This window comes from Lentimonas sp. CC4 (assembly GCF_902728235.1).
Lineage (GTDB): Bacteria > Verrucomicrobiota > Verrucomicrobiia > Opitutales > Coraliomargaritaceae > Lentimonas.
Map to the genome: position 1 here is coordinate 1,857,594 of NZ_CACVBO010000001.1, position 20,491 is coordinate 1,878,084.

Annotated in this window: 10 protein-coding genes; 5 read left to right on the forward strand and 5 right to left on the reverse strand. The window is 51.5% G+C overall.

Annotated features, from left to right (window positions below; genetic code table 11):
- Positions 1 to 88 precede the first annotated feature (88 nt).
- Positions 89 to 5,809, reverse strand: coding sequence for an excinuclease ABC subunit UvrA (gene uvrA, locus GZZ87_RS08260; protein WP_162027574.1), 5,721 nt, complete (start codon positions 5,807 to 5,809; stop codon positions 89 to 91).
- A 205-nt stretch (positions 5,810 to 6,014) separates the two neighbouring features.
- On the opposite strand from uvrA, the gene GZZ87_RS08265 reads away from it, so the two are divergent.
- Positions 6,015 to 7,193 (forward strand): SIR2 family protein, encoded by a 1,179-nt coding sequence (locus tag GZZ87_RS08265; protein ID WP_162027573.1) that lies wholly within the window; start codon positions 6,015 to 6,017, stop codon positions 7,191 to 7,193.
- A 102-nt stretch (positions 7,194 to 7,295) separates the two neighbouring features.
- Here the strand turns inward: GZZ87_RS08265 and GZZ87_RS08270 are convergent, their stop codons facing one another.
- Complete coding sequence (locus tag GZZ87_RS08270; protein WP_162027572.1) at positions 7,296 to 9,620, reverse strand: AAA family ATPase; 2,325 nt, start codon at positions 9,618 to 9,620, stop codon at positions 7,296 to 7,298.
- Between the two features lie 120 nt (positions 9,621 to 9,740).
- The gene (locus GZZ87_RS08275; RefSeq protein WP_162027571.1) at positions 9,741 to 11,126 is read right to left on the reverse strand and encodes a hypothetical protein; all 1,386 of its coding nucleotides are present in this window, start codon (positions 11,124 to 11,126) and stop codon (positions 9,741 to 9,743) included.
- Between the two features lie 235 nt (positions 11,127 to 11,361).
- On the opposite strand from GZZ87_RS08275, the gene GZZ87_RS08280 reads away from it, so the two are divergent.
- The 4 genes from GZZ87_RS08280 to GZZ87_RS08295 all read left to right on the forward strand — a co-directional run bounded on the left by GZZ87_RS08280 (position 11,362) and on the right by GZZ87_RS08295 (position 18,424).
- A complete protein-coding gene (locus GZZ87_RS08280) occupies positions 11,362 to 12,669 on the forward strand; it encodes an outer membrane beta-barrel protein (RefSeq protein WP_162027570.1) in 1,308 nt (435 codons plus the stop codon).
- 17 nt (positions 12,670 to 12,686) lie between these two features.
- On the forward strand, positions 12,687 to 13,643 hold the full coding sequence (locus GZZ87_RS08285; protein ID WP_162027569.1) for an SLBB domain-containing protein: 957 nt from the start codon (positions 12,687 to 12,689) through the stop codon (positions 13,641 to 13,643).
- Between the two features lie 50 nt (positions 13,644 to 13,693).
- The gene (locus GZZ87_RS08290) at positions 13,694 to 15,868 is read left to right on the forward strand and encodes a polysaccharide biosynthesis tyrosine autokinase (protein ID WP_162027568.1); all 2,175 of its coding nucleotides are present in this window, start codon (positions 13,694 to 13,696) and stop codon (positions 15,866 to 15,868) included.
- Between the two features lie 210 nt (positions 15,869 to 16,078).
- Positions 16,079 to 18,424, forward strand: coding sequence for an O-antigen ligase family protein (locus GZZ87_RS08295; RefSeq protein ID WP_162027567.1), 2,346 nt, complete (start codon positions 16,079 to 16,081; stop codon positions 18,422 to 18,424).
- Between the two features lie 310 nt (positions 18,425 to 18,734).
- On the opposite strand, the gene GZZ87_RS08300 is transcribed toward GZZ87_RS08295, so the two are convergent.
- Complete coding sequence (locus GZZ87_RS08300; RefSeq protein WP_162027566.1) at positions 18,735 to 19,208, reverse strand: glycine zipper 2TM domain-containing protein; 474 nt, start codon at positions 19,206 to 19,208, stop codon at positions 18,735 to 18,737.
- Between the two features lie 64 nt (positions 19,209 to 19,272).
- On the reverse strand, positions 19,273 to 20,469 hold the full coding sequence (gltS, locus tag GZZ87_RS08305) for a sodium/glutamate symporter (RefSeq protein ID WP_162027565.1): 1,197 nt from the start codon (positions 20,467 to 20,469) through the stop codon (positions 19,273 to 19,275).
- Positions 20,470 to 20,491 lie beyond the last annotated feature (22 nt).

The window sequence follows — 20,491 nt, forward strand, 5'->3', positions numbered from 1 at the left end:
TTTAGTTTGTGGCACTCTGGATGCCCTGTCGGAGGTGGCGTCACAATGCCTGTATCACGCTGAGGACAGACAGCAATGTCTGTTTCACTTATAAGAACTTCGCTGTCACGCTGCCTTTGGTTTTCTTCAATCCCGCAACATCGCCTTGATAGAGTAATTCACCACCGGCATCGCCGCCGTTGGGACCGATCTCGATCGTGTAGTCCGCATCGGCGATTACGTCAAGATGGTGCTCGATGGTGATCACTGTGTGGCCTTTGTCGACGAGTCGGTGGAGTAGCTCGGTGAGGCGCTCAACGTCGCTCAAGTGTAGCCCGATGGTCGGCTCTTCTAGGATGTAGAGATTACCTTGGCCTTTGTTGTATTGGCGCTCTTTGAAGGTAGGCATGCCTTTGGCGAGTTCACTGACGAGTTTCAGGCGCTGCGCTTCACCGCCTGAAAGGGTCGGTGAGTATTGGCCCAGCTCAATGTAGCCGAGGCCGGTCTCGACCATGGCGTCGAGCAAGCTTTTGAGGCCGGTGTGGAAGCTGAAGAACTCAGCGGCTTCTTCGAAACTCATGGCGAGGGCATCGGCAATACTTTTGCCGTTCCAACGCAGCTCGTCGAGCTCAGCGCCGTAGCGACGGCCGTTGCAATCTTCACAGGTCACATAGGTGTCGGGCATGAAGTTCATTTCGAGCTTCACACGTCCTGCGCCCTTACAGGTTTCGCAACGACCACCTTTGGTATTAAACGAGAACGTGCCAGCTTTGTAGCCGCGGAAGCGTGCTTCAGGGAGGTTGGCGTAGATGTCGCGAATGATATCGAACGCGCCGATGTAGGTCGCTGGCGTGGAGCGTGGTGTTTTGCCGATGGGGGATTGGTCGACTTCGATGACCTTTCGAACGCTCTCTGCTCCGCAGAGCGTTCGAAAGCTAGTGGAAAGTGAGGAGTGAGAAGTGGGGAGTTGTTTCTGCGTGAGTTTATCTGACTTCGATTCAATCGCGGCTTCGACCAGTGGTTTGAGTAGGTCGCGGGTGAGGGTCGATTTGCCAGCGCCGGAGACGCCGCAGATTGCGGTGAGGCGTTGCTTGGGGATTTGCACATCAAAGCCCTTTAGGTTTCTCAGCTCTGCGCCTTGCAGACTGATCCATTGCTCGTTGCTTTTCTTTTTGCGAGGGCTCCATGCTGCGGGGAGTTCGCGATGCGTGCCGCGTAAGGGATGGGGCATGCTTTTGCGCAAATATTTGCCGGTAATCGAGGCCTTGTTCGTGCGTAGTTGTGCGAGCGTGCCGGAGGCGACGATCTCGCCGCCGTGGATGCCAGCTGCCGGCCCGATGTCGATGATCTGATCGGCATGCTTCATTGTCTCTTCGTCGTGTTCGACGATGAGGAGTGTATTGCCGCGGTCGCGGAGTTGCTCCAGCGCAGTGAGGAGTTGAGCGTTATCGCGGGCGTGTAGGCCGATGGATGGCTCGTCGAGCACGTAGAGCACGCCGGATAGATTGGAGCCGAGTTGTGCGGCTAGGCGGATGCGCTGGGCTTCGCCGCCAGAGAGTGTTGCGGTTGCGCGATCAAGACCGAGATAGTCGAGCCCGACGCGATCCATGAAGCGGAGCCGCTCTTCGATTTCGGGCATGAGCTCTGCGAGGATGGGCGCGCTACGTTTATCTGTCTTTACGCGTTTGAGTGTCTTGAGCAGTTGCGAGGGGGCGAGCGAGAGTAGGTCGGGTAAATTGACCGATCCTTGAACGCGTTGAACGTCGAACTTTGAACGCTCAACATCGAACGCTGAATGTTTTTGCTTCTTACTCGACGTTGAAAGTTCGACGTTCGATGTTCGACGTTCCTTCAGAGGCAGTCGCACTGCACTGCTCAATGGATTGAGGCGTGCGCCTTGGCAGTCGGGACAGGTGTCGCCATGTTCGACGCCATCGGGCAGGTCGATCGCGGCTTCTTCGTCTTTGTTCATCCAGTCGAAGATTTGCCCATAGCCGCGGCAGCTTGGGCACCAACCACGTGGGCTATTCCACGAGAAGTGCTTCGGGTCGAGCTCCGGAAAGGCTTCGCCGGTGGTGGGATCGGTGCGTCGAGTGGAGAGCCAGGAGACGATCTCGTTTTTGGCATTGAGCACAAAGGCGGTGCCCTTGCCGAGTTTGAGAGCGAGCGTGAGTTGTTTGTTGAGAGTTGTTTGTTGCTTCAGGTCTGCGATGACGAGTTCGATGTCGTGCTCGCTATAGCGGTCTAGCTTTTTGAAGTTTTTGATCGGCACGAGTTGGCCATCAATGCGCAAGGTTTCATAGCCGTGGTCGCGTGCCCAGTCGGCGAGTGGTTGATGGTGTCCTTTGCGGCCTCGAATTAATGGCGCGCAGAGCTGAAGAACGTCGAACATCGAACGTCCAACTTTTAACTTCGAATTGGTGGCAGCAGACTTTGATTCTTTAATGATGGTTTGCAGGCGCTTGAAAAGTGCCCCTTCGCTTTGGCTGACGACGGCTTCCCCAGTTGTAGGGGAATGTTGGATACCAATTCTGGCAAACAGTAGGCGTAAGTGTTGAGCGACTTCGGTGATCGTGGCGACGGTGGATTTACGTGTGCCCTTTGTGACGCGTTGCTCAATGGCGACAGTGGGTGCAATTCCGCTGAGTTCGTCCACATCGGCACGCGGCATTTGCTCGACGAACTGGCGTGCGTAGGCGGACATTGACTCCATGAATCTTCGCTGGCCTTCGGCAAATATAATATCAAAGGCGAGCGATGATTTGCCTGAACCAGAGACGCCAGTGACGACGCTGATTTTATTGTGCGGGATCTCGCAGTTGATGTTCTTTAGGTTGTGCTCGCGGGCACCGCGGACGGTGAGTGATTTTGAGTGAGAAGTGAAAAGTGAAGAGTGTGAAGTGTTATAGCTGGCCTTAGGTTCGGCGGCTATTAGTTCGGGCTTCGGTTCGGCGGACGAGGCGGAGCTCGTCCCTCCCAGCGCTTCGCGCAGATAGCTGGCGGTTTCGCATTTGGCTTTTGCGATTTGTTCGGGTGTGCCTTGTGCGGTGATTCTTCCTCCGGCTGCGCCGGCTTCGGGGCCGAGCTCGATGATCCAGTCAGCGACTTTGAGGATGTCGATGTTGTGCTCGATGACGATGAGCGAGTGTCCTGCGTTGACGAGGTTTTGAAGCACGCCGATGAGTCGTTTGACGTCGGCGCGGTGTAGGCCTGTGGTGGGTTCGTCGATGAGGATTAAGGCGTGCCCGGATTTTTCGGCGACCTTGCCTAAGTAGCGGACGAGTTTGAGGCGTTGCGATTCGCCGCCGGAGAGCGTGTTGAGTGGTTGCCCGAGTTTTAAATAGCCGAGGCCGACATCGATCAGGGGCTTGAGGCAGCGGGTGACTTTGGGATGCTCGGCAAAGAAGGTGAGTGCGTCGTCGACATCGAGATCTAGAATGTCTGCGATAGACTTCCCGTTGAATTCGATCTCAAGGACTTCAGGCTTAAAGCGCTGGCCTTCGCAGGTTTCGCAAGGCACGAATAGATCGGATACGAATTGCATCTCGATGCGCTCGAAGCCGAGTCCGGAGCAGGTGTCGCAACGGCCTTCGCCGCTATTGAATGAGAAGTGACCGGGCATCATGCCTGCGGACTGAGCGGCCTCTAGTTTTGAGAAGAGTTTACGTATCTCAGTCCATGCGTCGGAGTAGCTGGCGGGGTTGGAGCGTGGTGTTTTACTGACGGGACTTTGATCGATGAGCACTACATCAGAGAGTGGTAGTGTGGACTCAATATCTTTGAGCGGAGCAGGGTCGTCTGCGATCAGTCCTTTTTGCGCGAGCAAATTTTGGTAGATGACGTTGTTGAGTAGAGTGCTCTTACCCGATCCGGATACGCCACTGAGACAGACGAACGATTGTTGCGGAACGTGTAGGTCGACGTTGTCTAGGTTGTGCTTAGTGGCGCCGTAGATTGAGAGGGTGGGAACTTTGAACGTTGAACTTTGAACGTCGAAATTTGAATGCTTGCCTGTGGTGATACGGCGATCAGCAGGGGCTTCAATGTCTTCACGGCCAGAGAGGAAGCGTCCGGTAGTTGTATCCGAAAAAAGGATACTGTCGTAATTGCCGTTGAAGATGAGCTGACCTCCGTGAATGCCTGGTTTCGGGCCGATCTCGATGAGATTGTCGGCTGCGCGCATGACTGCTTCGTCGTGCTCCACAACGACGACGGTGTTCCCAAGCGCGGTGAGCCGTCGGAGGATCGCAATGAGGCGATCCATGTCGCGGGCGTGCAAGCCGACGGAGGGCTCATCGAGCACGAAGAGTGTGTCAACGAGTGCCGATCCGAGGCAGGAGGTAAGGTTCACACGCATGGTCTCGCCGCCAGATAAGGTGCGCGAGGTGCGGTCGAGTGTGAGGTAGCCGAGGCCGACTTCCCTCAGAAAGCAAAGTCGTGCCAATATTCCGTCGAGTGCGTTATTCTGCTGCGACTTTGTTTTCTGAGGAGTGAAAAGTGATGAGTCGGGAGTGATGAGTGAGATCAGCTCGCTGACACTCTTTTGGTAGAGGTCGGGGAGTGTGTGTCCTTTCCACTTCCAGTTGAGTGCTTCGGACTTTAGGCGTGAGCCGTTGCAGTCGGGGCAGGTTGAATAACTTCTGAATTTGGATAGGAAGACGCGGACGTGCATCTTGTAGATTTTGGTCTGCAGCCAGTCGAAGAATCGATAAACGCCATACCATTGGTTATGGTCTTCTTTGTAGTTCGGTTCGCCTTCCATGATGAAGGCGAGTTCCTTTTTGCGTAGTTTTGACCAAGGCACGTCGGTGCGTATCTTGTGCTTCTTTGCTGCGCGTTGCAGGTCGCGTAGGCTTTCGCTGTAAACGGCGCCTTGGAATGCGCGGATGGCGCCGTCGTCAACGGATAAGCTTTTGTCGGGGGTGACTAGATTGTAGTCGATCTCAATCACTCTGCCGAAGCCGCGGCATTTGTCGCAGGCGCCGATGGGGGAGTTGAAGGAAAAGAGCGGCGGTGTGGCTGGGCGATAGGTGATGCCCGTTTCTGGAGAATGCAGGCCGTGGGTGAATTCTGCGACAGTGGTGCCTTCTGTATCCAGAATGTGAATGCGCCCTTTGCCAAAGGAGAGGGCGTTTTGTGCGGCTTCGATGAAGCGCGAGCGGCTCTTGTCGTTGATCGCGATGCGATCTTGAACGACTAGAAGAGAGCTGAGACTTGAGGGCTGAGACTTGAGGGGGGAGACTTGAGGGGTGAGATCTTCGATTCGGGTGATTTTTCCATCGAAGACTGCTCGGGTGTAGCCTTGGGCAGAGAGGGGCTGTAGGATCTCGCTCCATTCAAACTTTTCGGGGCGTGTGATGGGAAAGGCGATGATGCGGCTGGTGTCGCGATGGTCTTTGAGGAGCGCTTTCCAGATGGATTGTGGATTGTCGTCGGTGATTGGTTGGCCAGTGGCTGGGTCGATCAGTGTGGCGACATTGGGGAACCAAGCTTTAAAGAAGTCGCAGAGTTCGGTAATGGTGCCGACGGTGGAGCGCGATGTTTTGACGGTGTTGGATTGCTGGATCGCAATGGAGGGGCGGATGTTTTCGACCGAATCGACTTTGGGGCGATCCATCAGATCCATGAATTGACGAGTGTAGGGCGAGAAGGTCTCTACATAGCGGCGCTGGCCTTCGGCATGCAGCGTCTCGAATACCAAAGAGGATTTACCTGCTCCGCTAAGACCGGTGACGACTGTGAGTTGACCGATGGGTAGGTCGAGGTCGAAGCCTTTGAGGTTGTTTTGGCGGACGCCGCGTAGGTGGATGGTTTCTTTAGAGGAAGGCATGTCGTGTGACGGGATGCGAAAAGGAAAGTCGTGGTGTATGAGTATGAACGCTCTAGGCTGAGATACCTTACAGCTCCGTGTATTCCTGAAAAGAAAAGAATAGTGCTTTTTTGTTCATAGTATTAATGCGTAATGGAAGTTCGCCCCTTTTTTTTGTTTGCACAGATCGTTGACTCTACTGGAATAGCCGTTAGCTGATTATACAATGGCTGAGTCTAGTAAACGTGTATTATTCGTATTGGGGTCTGGTGTGTCTAAGGAATCGGGAGCACCGATGGTTATAGATGTGACGAATCTAGTTTTCTCTAAGGACGATGATCGTCTACTCACAGGAGACCGTCATGGACGTTCCTTCAAGCGTGAAGAGATCGATCATATACAAGGTTTTTTGAAAGTGCTTAAAAAAGAGATTCATCGGATGGGTGAAACCGAAAATTACGAATCGCTGTATTCTCTAGCTCAGCGCATCTCTGAATTTGAAGTTGGGAAACTGAAAGATGCTTCGATGGTGCGTTTTCGGGATTATGTTTATCGTGAGACTGCTAGTTTTTGGGCATATTACAAACGCGCTGCTGTTTCTGGGGGACAACCGTTCGGTGCGATCGCTAGTAAGGCATGTGAGTATATTGAAAAATGTGTTCGTAGATTATTGGACCCTCTAGATGCTCCTAAAGGGCTCGAATTGATCCCTAGTCTAATTGATAAATATGGAGCTGGAAATGTCGATGTCTTGACTTTGAACCATGATCGGCTTGTTGAAATTTTACTGAAAAGTCGGGGGATTCCTTACACAACAGGGTTTGATTCTCAGGAATCGAATGATAGGCAGGTTGATTTTTACGATGATACGGCTTTCGATGACGAAAAATGTGTTCGTATAGTGAAGCTGCATGGCTGTGTCAGTTGGTGGAAGTTTGGTAAGCGGATGAGTGATGGCAACTATCTGTATGATTGGGGGATAGTAAATGATCCGGAGGTTCATGGCTGGGAGGCTATAGATCGTGATGAAGAGAAGTTCAGCTGTCCTACTCATGAGGAGCCAGTCACTACGGGCAATACGACAAAGACAGAAGCCTATACGCGTGGAATTACTGGAGAGATGTATCTCCAGGCTCGGCGTCTACTAAAAGAGCATGATCGAATTATCAGTTCGGGCTATGGTTTTGGTGATGATGGTTTTAATCACATGCTGGCCGAGTGGTCTCGGCGTATGCCTAAGAAGAAAATGCTGCTGTTGTATAATACTTCAGAGGTTCCGCTTGAACAAGGTTGCTGGTTTTGGCCAGAGGATTGGAAATCGAACCACTCTGATGGCTGGTTTAAGCATCATCCTCAATGGTTGAGTGCCACTAGTTGTTCGGATGTGGAGCGCCTGATCTTTTAGTCCATCGTTCGGCTGGATTCAAGTAGGTGGAAAGCTGGTCACCCTATGGGGAGTTTTCTATTCGCTGGAACTGTGGGTCGAGCACCTAAAGGAACTCGACTACTATTCTTCGCTGATCTTTTGGCTGTCTTCCACGGCTCTACGTAATCGGCGGCGCAGGTGGGTGCGGCGGATTTGTTGATCGTTGTTTTTAATGGCCATGGCGTAGGCGTCTAGAGATCCGACTAGGTAGACTTTTTGACGAGCGCGGGTGATGCCGGTGTAAACGAGGTTACGCTGCAGGAGCATGAAGTGCTGTTTGAGCAGCGGAATGATGACGACGGGGTATTCGCTGCCTTGGCTCTTGTGAATAGAGATGCAGTAGGCGAGTTGGACTTCGGAGAGTTCGCCTTTAGTATATTCAATCGTCTCGCCTGAGAATTCGATGGTAAGCCCTGAACTGTCTGCGGCGATCGCGCGGATGATGCCCATGTCGCCGTTGAAGACGTTTTTGTCGTAGTTGTTGCGGGTTTGGATCACTTTGTCGCCGATGCGAAAGGTGCTGCTGCCGTAGGGGATTTCGGCGGGGAGTGGCTTGCGGGTCTGCTCGCGGAAATGTGTTTGTTTGGCAGGAGCGTAGTCGGGGTCGGAGCGCAGTTTGGACTCGGCGGCGGATTTTGAGTTGAGCGCTTCTTGGATCTCGGTGTTGAGCACGGTGATGCCTCCAGTGCCACGGTGCATGGGGGACATGACTTGAATGTCACGGACTGCGTTTACTTTGTGGTGTTTGGGGATGTAATCCCGTGCGAGATAGATGATGGCCTTGACGCATTGTTCGGGTGTGTTGGCTTCGATGAAGCTGAAGTCGTTGGAGGCTTGTAGGTCACGCAGGCTGCGGTAGGTGGAGCCAGGGTGGCACTCGCCCTTGAGGATGCCGTGGGCGGTGGTGACGATGCCGCTTTCTTTGCCTTGGCGGTAAATGGTGTCGAGTCGAGTGACGGTGGCGGGTGGTGCGGCCATGAGGTCGCCGAGAATATTACCTGCCCCAACGGAGGGAAGTTGGTCGGCATCACCAACCAGTAACAAATGTGCGCTACTGGGCACGGCTTGCATCAAGCTGGCGGCTAGGCGTGTGTCGAGCATACTGGTTTCGTCGAGAATCAGTAGGTCGCAAGGTAGTGGGTTGTCTTCGTTGTAAGTGAAAGTGCGTGTCGCTCCGTCGTATTTGAGCAAGCGGTGAATGGTGCTGGCGGGCGCGCCTGAGGCTTCGGCTAGGCGTTGAGCGGCGCGGCCTGTGGGTGAGGCGAGCAGGATGCGGGTGCGCTTGGCGCGGAGAATGTCGACGACTGCTCGGAGGATGGTGGTTTTTCCTGTGCCGGGGCCACCGGTGATAATGGAAACCTTGCAGGTGAGTGTCTTACGCAGTGCTTCGGCTTGTTGATCGGCAAATGCAAAGCCGGCTTTTTGTTGCGCCCATTCGATCGCTGGCTCCAGTTTGATCGGTGGCAATGTAGCTGCGGTGCTGTGGATGCGGGCGATGGACTCTGCGATGCGTTTCTCGGCGCTGGCAGTGGTCGGAATTTGGCAAGCGGGTCCGATGAATTCGTTTTTCTCGTCGTATGCTTTGATGGCGAGCAGCTTTTTTGCGTCGGTCAACCCATGAATACGACGTTGAATATCGACCGGATCGACGCCGAGGAGCTTGGTGGCGTGTTCGAGGATCATTTGCTCGGTGCCTAGCGTATGGCCTTCGTCTTCGAGGGTGCGCATGGTGTGGACGATACCTGCATCGATGCGTTCTTTCGAGTTGGTGGGGAAGCCTAGGTTGAGGGCGATTTTATCGGCCGTTTTGAAACCGATGCGTTCGATGTCTTCGGCGAGCTTGTAGGGCTCGTCTTGTAGAATGCGCTTGGTGGCATTGCCGTATTTCTTGACGAGTCGCACGCATTGCGAGGGGGTGATGCCATAGGTCTGCAGAAACATCATGACGTCGCGCACGGCACTTTGCTCGTCCCACGCGGCTTTAATGGATTTTGCGCGTGTTTTGCCGATGCCGGGGATCTCATGGAGTCGGCCAGAGTCTTCGCTAATGATCTGCAGGGTGTCGGCTCCGAAGTGGTCGACTATTTTTTTGGCGTAGGATTTACCGATGCCGTGAATGAGGCCGCTGCCTAGGTATTTACGGATGCCATGGACGGAGGCGGGAAGCTGGGATTTGAAGCTGCCGACTTTAAATTGGTCACCATGTGTGGCGTGGCGCGTCCATTGGCCGTTGAGTTGCAGTGTTTCGCCGCATTGCACGCCGGGCAGTGGTCCGAGGACGGTGACTGGGCGTTTGCCGTTGGCGACACTGACCTCAGCCACGCAATAGGCATTCTCTTCATTGAAGAAGATGATCCGTTCGAGGACGCCGGTGATGGTTTGGTCGTTTGAGTTGTTGTCTGCCATGGTTGTGGGCGATTGAAAATATGGCTACATACGCGGGGCAGAAGGTCAATGCATGGTGTGACTTTGAGCACGAAAAAGCCCTCGCTGGTGTGCGAGGGCTTTCGATTTTTTAAATATCGGTTATTGCGAGAATACTGGTGGTGGCGATGGTGGCGGTGGCGGTGGAGGCCCCGGTAGCCCAGGTTCGGCGTCTGCGGTAAAGAAGATATCCTCATAGGGCACATCGCCGATTACGTCGATTCCGCCGAAGCTGAATGGGGGGGGGGCTGCTTGCGCTTTGTGGATACGTAGATCAGTAGAGCCTGGCGTATATTGTGCGGTTTCGATCTTATAGTCAGATTGAAGATTTTCTGGTGTGAACCGGACAATGACGTATCTGCGCTCAATCTCGTCGAAGATATGGTGCAAGCGGGTGTTTTCGCCTTTCACGTAGACGCTGTATGAATCCTCGATGTCGAAGAAGAAATCATTTGGGACGCGGACGATTTGCTGAGGTGTCGTCGCTGCCATTAGGTATTCGAAGTTCGAATCGTTTTTGGCTGCGAATTCGGCGCGTTCTACATGGCCAAGTTCATTTGTGTAGGTGGCGACGCCCGTTTGGTTGTCTTCTGTGAACTCACTCGGCAAGTGGTTGGTTAGGTAGATTTGCAGCGTGCCAGATTGACCTGAGTTGAAGCTTGAGGCGATGGAACGCATTTGTGTTTTTTTGCGCAGATCTATGATCACGATAGACTCTTCATCACTTGGGAATTGGTGAGTAGTGGTAGGGTCATCATCCTGAAGGTGGTAAATTTCTTCCAGAGCTCCCCCGCTGGCATAGATGATGCGGCTGCCTGTGTAGGCGGCTCCAAAATCGTAGTCGATGATGGGGGACTGGGCTTTGATGGTTTCTTTGGTCTCCTCTCCTTTGCCGATTTGAATATTGGCTTTGGTGATGTCCATGGAGCCAGTTGCTCCGAAGTGGCCAATGCGCCCTTGGTTGAGGATGTTAAATCGCACCAAGAGGTAGCGAGTGTCTACTTCTGCGAAGGATGCAGATGGGATGACGCCTTCACTGAAGCTGACTGGTTGTGTGAGTGTGACCCATTTTCCACTGTTGAGCGGATCCAGCGTGTTAGACGACATGATCTGCATGGTTCCACTGGCACTCTCATTATTAAAGAAAAAGCGTGAGACCTTCATGAACTGTCCAAGGTCTATGATGTAGTCGTGTTGCCCTTGGGGAATCGTGTAGGTCAGTGCTGAATTGTCGCTGAGAAGCACAGATTCGTCAAAGTATCCAACATCTGGAACTTGAATGCGTAGGAATTGCTCGTCCTTGACGAGGACTAGAGTGGCTCCCATATGCCAACGAGCTAGATTTTTCTGGATGCGTTGAAGTCGTTGTTCGCTGGGGGCGGACACGCGGTAGAGGTCTATCGGCGGAGCTGGTTGCGCTTGCGCTGTAATGTTAAGTGCGAGGGCAACTCCAGCGAAAAATAATCCGGAGATTATTTTTTGATGCATGTGAGTATGTGTGCTCATTTGATTAGTGGCTTTTTTGGAAGGCTGAAATATGGTTTTTTCTTTACTATTTACTAAATATTAACAATTGGTAAATTGCAAACATCTAATTCTATTGAGGTTATGCTTAGGATTTTGAGCTTTACTGTTTAGGCCTTCAGAATACTATACCTCACGGATTGCCAATATGGCGATTGGCCATATTGTAGCTAGACTTCACCCTCAACTAACTTGCCTTGTGACTGCTCCACTATTCCAAATCGTTCGACATATCAGCGGGTCTTATACTGCTGCGATCCTGCTTGGTTCTGTTCTGGCGCTTCCGCTTTCAGCTCAAATTTACGGAATTCCAGATTTCGCACCCTTCGTATTAGATCAGCGGGTTGAGCGTGAAGATTATAATCTCCGAGTTGGCCCAGTTATGGTTGATGTTGTCGGCACTTTCGAAGTCGAATATAACGACAATATTGGCTATTCAGAAAATAATGAGTTGTCTGATTTTATTTTGAAGCCGGGGGTTCTGTTTGGTTTAAAATGGCAGGTGAATGAAGACAATGAGCTGGATTTGAACCTTGGGGCGGAATATTGGCACTACGTAGATCACAATAAGTATAATAATGTGTCTAATCAGGTGTCGTTGTCGCCAGACACAGAATTGTCCTACCGAGTTTTGGTCGGTGACATGGTTTTTCGTGTGTTTGATCGGCTTGAATATTCATTCGATACTGCCGATGCGGTTGTCGTTGATCGTAATGGGAATGTAGACGAAGGGGCGGATCCGACTTCGTTTGCTCGTTATCAAAATACCTTTGGCCTTCAATCTGAATGGTTTATTGGTGAGAATGTCTTTGCGGCTCAGTTGAGTCGGGAAGATATCTGGAGCCCGGATGATGAGTATGAATATATTAATAGTGAGGTGTATAAGATCGCGTTGAATGTGGAGCGTGATTTGGCTGCGAATTTTATGGTTGGTGTGGGCACTTCGTATGCGACGTTTGATTATGATAAGGATGTGAATAATGATGGATCTGAGTTTTCCATTGGCCCGTATATCGATTGGAATATTACAGAGGTGATTGGTTTGTATGCTGGATTGTCATGGAATCATCTGGATTATGATTCTGGTGGAGAGGCTGATAACACAAGGTATGGAAATGATGATCAGCCGAGCCACTTTACTTGGACCACGCGCCTCAGTCATATGGTGAATGAAGTATTTAATCACCAACTTGAGTGGTATCGTGCGATCACTGGTGGCACCACATCGAACTACAACGAGATCGACGGTGTTCGCTATACTGCTGCGTATAACCTTACCGAACGCGTCCGTCTCGATGGCACCGTTGGTTATGAGGAAAACGACAGCTCGGGTGGCTTGATTAATGACGACTTCGATCGCTGGGTCTGCGGGCTTTCAACTGAATTAGTTCTGGGGCCGAGGTTAACGGCAGAATTGGGCTACCGTTATACGGATAAAGATTCGGATGCAGAGTTTCAAAGTTATGATCAAAATCAGTTTCGTCTTCTCTTAAAATATGACTTTTAAGGAAGTTCTACGAAAATATGTTTGTAACAATTAAGCGATGGGCGCTGTTAAGTGCTGTTCTACTATCGAGTCTGTGTCAGGTGCGTGCCCAAGTTGCGGAGGTGGTGGATTCCGCAGTGCAAGTTGCAGATGCTAGAGTGGCCGTTGCTGCTAATTCGCCGACTCAAATGGCGTTGCTTGATGACGACTGGGAGCTACAGATCGGAGATCGTTTGGTCTATAAAGTTTTGGAAGAACAGGAGGAAGGACAACTGCTTGCAGTCAATGGAAACGGCGAATTGATGGTGCCTCTGCTGGGCTCAATTCCAGCAGAAGGAAAGACGAGTAAAAACTTGGCCTTCGAAATTAAAAAACAATTGGAGGTGGATTTTTTTAACCGAGCGACGGTGTTGATTACGCAGCGTGAGGTAGACCGTAACCGAGGTCGGGTTAAGGTGATTGGCCAAGTCAACCGTCAAGGCGAGCAACTGATTCCGGCTGATTCGCCGCTGACACTGAGCCAGGCGATTCTGGCTAGTGGTGGTTTTACCCTGCATGCCGATCAGTCAAAGGTGAGTGTGGTTTCGGCTGGGCAAGAAAATGCACGTTTAGAAGTGGATCTTGGAGCGATGCTTTCGAGCGGTGATCTGTCTAAGGATCCAATCTTGAATTCTGGTGATGTCGTCATTGTTGCGCAAGCAGACCACGCGGGGAGTCAGGTGTATGTGCTGGGTGCGGTGAATGCTCCTGGGCTATATTCGATTCGAGGTAGTCAATTTACGCTCAGCCAAGTGATCTTAATGGCCGAGGGGTTTACTCGGTTTGCTCGGAAAAATAAGGTTCGTTTAGTCTCGAAGGACGAAAAAGGCGAAAAGGTCGAGTCCTTGGTAAATATTGATAAAATACTCGATGGAGGTGATCGCAGTGAAGATCCGATCGTGAAGCCAGGGGATATGATTATAGTAGATGAGAAGATGATCAGCTTTAGTGGGTGATCGCAGTGGCGAATTATTGACGATTAGGGTAGTTTCGGGATTTCGAATACATGGACGATTTATTTCAGGATGAAAAACACACAAAGACGGTCGATTACACGGAGCTATTTCAGCAAATTGTTTATCGAACGAAGATCGTGTTGCGCCGCTATTGGTGGGTGATTCCTCTGGCGGTGGCTCTAGGGGTCTGCGCTAAAGCGGTCCAGAGTCATTTTAAAGAGCCGTTCTATCTGTCAAAGGCTCAAATGATTGTCAGTGGTCGGATTGATTTACCTGAGAATGACGTGTATGCAGAGGAGCGTGATAACTTCTTTGGGACTCAAATCGAGCTCATGTTGAGCGAGCAGGTGCAGGTGCGGGCCGTTGAGCGTATACGTTTATCAAATCCTGAATTGGACGCTGCGTTGAGGGAGACTGAGGCGTATCAGGTCAATGGATTGAACTCGTTGGATATCGAAGCGTATGTAAAGCGAGACACGTCGATCTTTGTCCTTCGAGCGTATACTCCGCACGCTGAATATACTCAGGCATATTTGGATGCGGTGATGGAGGAATACATCAACCGACGAGTGGAAATGCGCTCGAAGACCTCGGAGCGAACCTATGATGCGATTGTTGCGCAGTTGCAGATACTGGAGAAAGAAGTGGATGAGGGGGAAGATGCGATTGTCGAATTTCAGCAGCGTAACAATATCGTCTTTATTCAGGAGCAAGGTTCCGCTGCGGGAGTGTATCTTGCTGAGTTGAAACGTGAAGTCGCAGAGTTGAATACCGAGAGCCGCTCGTTGACTTCGATTCTCAATGAGAATCCACAGCAAAAGAGTTTGTTGATCGATCAGTTACAGGGGGCAGGTCGCGGGGAGGCGCCCTCGAGCGAGGCGTTTAATGGTGGAGGCGTCGATGAGAATCAGAAATATATACAGAGCAAAGAGCAGTTGCAGTTGTTACATGCCCAGTTGGATGAATTCTCAATTTATTTAAAGCCGAAGCATCCGAAAATAATCGGTCTTAAAAATCAGATTGAGCGCACTGAGAATCAATTGAAAATACATCGCGCTCAGGCGCTGGAGCGTATTGCAGAGCGTCAGCAGGTGGTCGGGAATCAGATCAAGAATCTCAATGCAGAGATTGAAATCTGGGAAAAGACCGCGCTGGAAAATGGGCGTTTGATTGCTGAATTCGAACGTTTGCAGTCACGCCTGAAGCGTTCAAAGGAGGCGTATGCGAGTAGCCAGGACTCACTGCGTGCGATTGATACGAATCAGAATCTACAACAAGACACAGTTTCGATTTTGGTGAATGCGCGTAAGCCAGTCCCTGCAGGGGTAGGTCTTGTGCGTCAATTTGCGATGGGAGGCTTGTTTGGATTCGTCTTGGCTGGCGGCGTGCTTTTTCTGTTGGGTGCACTGGATAATCGAATTTTGTCTGCGAATGAGTTAAGTGCGCAGTTTCAGCATCCCTTGATCGGGGCGATTCCCTATGAGAAGGTAAATGAGGGGGATGTGCACTCGGTGTTGTTGCGTAAGAATGATGATCGCTATGTGTTTGCAGAGGCTTGTCGTAACCTGAGGACGTCCGTGTTCTTTATGGGGGATGAGCATGTGAAGCCTAGTGTTTTTGCTGTGACGAGTGCGGTGCCTTCAGAGGGGAAGTCCACTGTAGCGGCGAACTTGGCTGTGGCATTATCCTTTGCACATTCGAAGGTCTTACTCGTAGATGCTGACTTACGTCGTGGGCGTCTGCACCATTTACTTAAGTTGAACCGAGAGAATGGGTTTTCTGATATTTTAGATGGCCGACTGACACTCGATACTGCGCTGCAATCGAGTCGTTATGAGCATTTAGATTTCGTCTCTATTGGTGGGTATCCCGATCATCCGGCTGAATTGCTGATGAGTGAGAATATGGATGCGTTTATCCGCGAGGCGAGAGAGCGGTATGATTTTGTTATCTTTGATACGGCGCCGATACTTGCGACTGATGATACGTCTGGATTTGCAGGGAAGGTCGATGCTGTATTGTTTACGATTCGGTGTGCATATACTCAGGTTCGTCAGATCAAACCCGCGATGGCTCGTCTGCGTGAGCGTAATATCGATGTTTCAGGGTTGATCCTTAACTATGTCGATGCGATGCAGCCGGGGTATTACTACTACAAATATTCGGAGTATTATACTGATTCAAAAAGTGGTAGTAGCTCGTCTTCTAAAACTACCAGCACCTAACCTCGGTTTGTGCGTGGTTATGAATTTAATAGGGCAAGAGGCTTAGGTATGGATTCAGATCCACGAAAAAAGTATCGACGCATAAAGCATCGAGATGAGAGTTCGTCTCGGAGTCGCGGGCGCTCAAAAGGTATGCGCCGCAGGTCCTCGCCGCCCGCTACGTCGTCTTTCGCTGCAGTAAGTGTTTCGCCATCGAAGGCGCCGGTTTCATTGCCAGAGCCTAAAGGTGCGCCTGCTATCTGTAAGGGCTTCATCTTGGGCTTGCTGGGCGTGTGCGTTTTAATCCTGCTTGGAGGTGGGCATCATGTGCATGCGTTGGGATTCGCTCTGGTCTTGCCGGGAGTAGCTTTGCTGTTACGCCCTCCGACACGTAGCCTTGGTAAGTGGCTGGATGTGGGGCTGTTTGGTTTATTGGGCTCTCTATTGTTCGCTTTCTTGCCCATGTTTTATTGGAAGACTCCAGCGTGGAGGACGACTGCGGTTGATGTTTTTGGGTTCGAATTGCCGTGGAGCTTGTCGGTGCAACCGTGGATTAGCTTTGAGGCCTTCTTGTTGGCTGTGGCTGGTTTTAGTTGGTTGTATGCGGCATCCAGTTGGAAGGTGAACTATTCGGGGCGGAAGTGGATATACTTTTGGCTGTCCTGCTTGATTGCTGTCTTCGCCGTGGTGGTTTTGGTGGGTAATCTTTTTGGGTTGCGCTATCCTGGGGCAGAATCTGCGACTGCGTTTAGTTTTTTCCCGAACCGCAACCAGACGTCTGACTTTATTGCGATTGGGGGAGTGCTGACGTTTAGCTATGCGATGGAGGGCTTGAGGGGGCGTAGGCTGATTCAACTGGTTGGCTTTGTTGGATCGTTCTTATGTTTGGCTGCGCTGATCTATGGGGTGTCGCGAGCGGGAGTGCTATTGTATTTCGGCGGCATTGGTTTGTGGTTTGTCTTTAGTCTGCGTCGTTCGGTTATGTCGTTGTTCTTAAAGGTCGGTGTTCCAGTCGTGCTGCTGGTCTTCAGCGTTTTCATTACGAGCCATGAACCGGCTGTGGAGCGTGCGACGAAGTATCTATCGTCTCCGTCAGAGTGGGGGCAGGGCAACCGAATGTTGATCATGCATGATGCGGTGGATATGATTCAAGCCGCGCCGTTGACTGGGCACGGAGTGGGGAATTTTGAAGAGGTGTTCCCTCAGTATCGTGATGTGTCGCGCAATTATCAGCGGGCGGTTCACCCTGAAAGTGATTTATTTTGGTTGGGTGCTGAGGGTGGTTTAATTGCAGTGTTCTTTTTGGGGCTCTTGATTGTATCGTATTTTAGAAAATGCCGAACTTCTAGGTCAGGGCGCAGTGGTGCATTTCGTATGATTGCGTTGACGGGGGTGGTTTTATTTTTGGTGCACGGTTTGTTTGATGTGTCGGGGCATCGCCCAGGGACTGCTTATTTTGCGATTTTATTTGCGACGCTGGCCTTGCCGCGTGCGACTTCTGCGCCGCGTGCCACCTTTAAGCCTGTGGTTTGGCGCAGTGTGGGAGGTGTTTTGCTGCTCTTCGGCGGGCTTTGGATTCTCGGGGGTCTGTTTGGACTGCCGACGCATTCGTCCGTGGCGTTGGATATTCAAGAGCAGCGTGCGACTGAGAGTAGTGCTGTGGCGGATCTAGATCGAGCTGAGGGTGCGATAGATAAAGTGATTGCGTTGCAACCGTTGAGTTGGCGTGGGTATTTTCAGCGTGCTCAGATCGGCTTGTCGCGTGGTGACCTGCGATCAGAGGTCGCTCAAGATTTTCGTCGTGCTCGCTTTGCGGAGCCAAATATTGGGATGATTGCTTATGAGGAGGGGCTGGCATGGCTACCTTATGATGTGAATCGCACCGTGTCTGCATGGCGCGAGGCGTTGATTCGTTATGTCGATTCGAAGGAGGATCTTTATCGCAGAATGCTGGAGAAGGCCTCTAAGAATGATGCGTTGATGGAGGGCATGATTGAAATGTCTCAAGTCGATGCGACTGATCGGGCGCGCTTGCTGCTGTTCTTGTCTGGTTCGGCGTTTAAGCGAGAAATAGAGAAAGAGCTGCGTGCGGAGGCGTCGTTGGCGCGGTTTACGAGGGAGGACCGGACAGCAATATTGAGACGATGGGCTGATGTTGGAGAGTCGGATCAGCTGGAAGCATATCTGGAAGAGTATGGTGATACCTTGGACTCGACTTGGTTGTTATATGCCATGCTTCGTCAACATCAGGCTCGGTATAAGGAGGCTGTGGATTTGATGCGGAAGGGGCTTCCCGCGCCGCAAATTCCCGAGGTGAAAATTGACTTGAGCAGAATTGATCGCCTGAAGCGCGGCTTCTTTGCTGCATCAAGCGATTTGTCGAAGGGCACTGCATTGATGAGGTATTATATAGAAAACGAGGAATACTCGGAGGCGCTACTTATTGTTAATCAAATACTCAAGCAATCGAACCCGCCAAGATATGTGTATTACTGGCGTGCTGAGATTCTCTATAAGTTACAGCACTATTCTGAGAGCTGGTATGCGTTTGAGGACTATTGGAAGCAGACTCAGTAGGCCGAAGGGGGCTGGATTCAAAAAAAAGGTTCATCGTCGATTAGTGGGATCGCTGTTGAGGCTCACCGCACACTGGGGGAATATCTGATTCAACATTGGGGTGCATGCTTCTCCTGCTTGCAGGCGAGCATGTCTTCGACTGCGCAAAACAGACTCTCTCCGAGAAGCCCGTGCCACAATGCAATTGAGCTTTGTTCTATCTCAGTGATTTACTGTCGAACGAGTCCGCTCCCTGTCATCGTCGATGAGCCAAAAAAAGCCGCTACGATCATCGCAGCGGCCTTTAGGAAAGGGTGGTATCAACTGGTGCTTACTGACGAACGCGGCTGACGCCCTTGTTGTCGGTGATGACGCGCACGCTGTCACCTTTGAGGAAGGCATCATCGGCTTCTTGGACGATGACTAAGATACGGCCGTCCTGGAGTTCGACTTCGAGCTCGTGGCCTGCGACTGTGCGCATGTTTTTCTCAGACTTTGCCCCAACTGCTGCCCCTGCCAGTGCGCCCCCCATGGCTGCGAGCGTGCTGCCGCGGCCGTTGCCTAGCATCGAGCCTGCGATGCCGCCTGTTGCAGCACCAACTACTGCGCCACCACCTGTTGTCTCAGGTTCGATGGTGACTGCTGCAACATTGAGTAGCACACCATACTGGACATTCATCTGTTGTTGGGCTTGGCCACGTGTGTATGTTTTGCCGCCTTGACTGGCCGTGTCACAGCCTGTCATGGCGATGGTTGAAAGAGCCACTAGTGCAGAAAGAGAAAGAGCGCGAGTTGTGTTTTTCATGATATAAGAATGGTGAGTGTAGAGCCTAAGCAGAGAGCTATAAAATAGCTAGATAGCTGTAAAATCAAGCGAACCAATTAAGGAATACCTGAATAATCAGTGCATTGGCGATATCTACGAAGAAACCGCAGACTAGAGGCACTATTATGAACGCTTTGTGAGCTGCTCCATAGCGTTTCGAGACCGCCGTCATATTTGCCATCGCAGTCGGAGTGGAGCCGAGTGAGATGCCTCCAAAGCCCGAGCATATCACGGCGGCTTCGTAATCGCGTCCCATGAGGCGGAACACCACAAAGAGGGCAAAGCAGAATGCGAGTATGAATTGCACGCCGAGGATGGCGACAATCGGCCCTGCAAGGTCAGTCAGGGTCCAGAGTTGTAGACTCATTAAAGACATTGCTAGGAACATTCCAAGAGCGACGTCCGACATCAGGGCAAGGGCAGGAGTGCCTGATGGCCATTTTAGCTTAGGAAACAGTCGAGGCACGGTATTGGTCAAAATAATTCCACCGAAGAGGCAGCATACAAATAGCGGTAAGTCTAGGCCTGCACTTTCTAAGCCTTGCTGAATCGCAGCTCCTAGAGTCAGGCATAGGTTGAGTATCAGCCAAGCACTGAGGATGGAATACATGTCCACTTTTGTGTGTTCATGGTTGTGTGTGAGTCCAACGTCTGGCTGCTCGCAGGTTTTGGGCTCCAATTTGTGGCGCTTGATGAGGATATTCGCGATGGGGCCACCCATTAGGGAGGCGAGCACTAGGCCAAAAGTTGCGCAGGCGATTCCGATTTCCGAAGCATTGGTGATCCCGTATTGCTCCACGTAGACCGGGGTCCATGCAATTGCGGTGCCGTGTCCGCCGATGAGCGAGGTGGTGCCGCCAAGCACGCCAACCGCACCGTCTAGGCCGAAGAGTGAGGCGACTCCGACTCCTGCGATGTTTTGCAGAAACATGAATACGATGGTGGCACTCAATAAAATAACTAGAGGCAGGCCGCCAGAAAGGAGAGAGCGCAGATCCGAGTTGAGGCCGATGCCTGCGAAGAAGTAGATAAGCAGCACATCGCGTGCGTGTAGGTCGAACGAGATTTCAATGCCAGTGGTCAGGTAGAGCACGAATGTAATCAAGCAGATTAATAATCCGCTACTGACTGGCTCGGGAATATTGTAGCGCCGTAAGATGGAGAAACGGGTGCTCAGCAGCTTGCCTATAAATAAGACAATGATGCCGAGGTTGAATGTGGTGAGCATTTCTAATTCCATAAGTTTTGCTAGAGGGAGTGGT

Excerpts from the sequence above, each read along its gene's own strand:
- uvrA (WP_162027574.1), bottom strand. The coding sequence starts at position 5,809 with ATGCCTTCCTCTAAAGAAACCATCCACCTACGCGGCGTCCGCCAAAAC.
- GZZ87_RS08265 (WP_162027573.1), top strand. The coding sequence starts at position 6,015 with ATGGCTGAGTCTAGTAAACGTGTATTATTCGTATTGGGGTCTGGTGTG.
- GZZ87_RS08270 (WP_162027572.1), bottom strand. The coding sequence starts at position 9,620 with ATGGCAGACAACAACTCAAACGACCAAACCATCACCGGCGTCCTCGAA.
- GZZ87_RS08275 (WP_162027571.1), bottom strand. The coding sequence starts at position 11,126 with ATGCATCAAAAAATAATCTCCGGATTATTTTTCGCTGGAGTTGCCCTC.
- GZZ87_RS08285 (WP_162027569.1), top strand. The coding sequence starts at position 12,687 with ATGTTTGTAACAATTAAGCGATGGGCGCTGTTAAGTGCTGTTCTACTA.
- GZZ87_RS08290 (WP_162027568.1), top strand. The coding sequence starts at position 13,694 with ATGGACGATTTATTTCAGGATGAAAAACACACAAAGACGGTCGATTAC.
- GZZ87_RS08300 (WP_162027566.1), bottom strand. The coding sequence starts at position 19,208 with ATGAAAAACACAACTCGCGCTCTTTCTCTTTCTGCACTAGTGGCTCTT.
- gltS (WP_162027565.1), bottom strand. The coding sequence starts at position 20,469 with ATGGAATTAGAAATGCTCACCACATTCAACCTCGGCATCATTGTCTTA.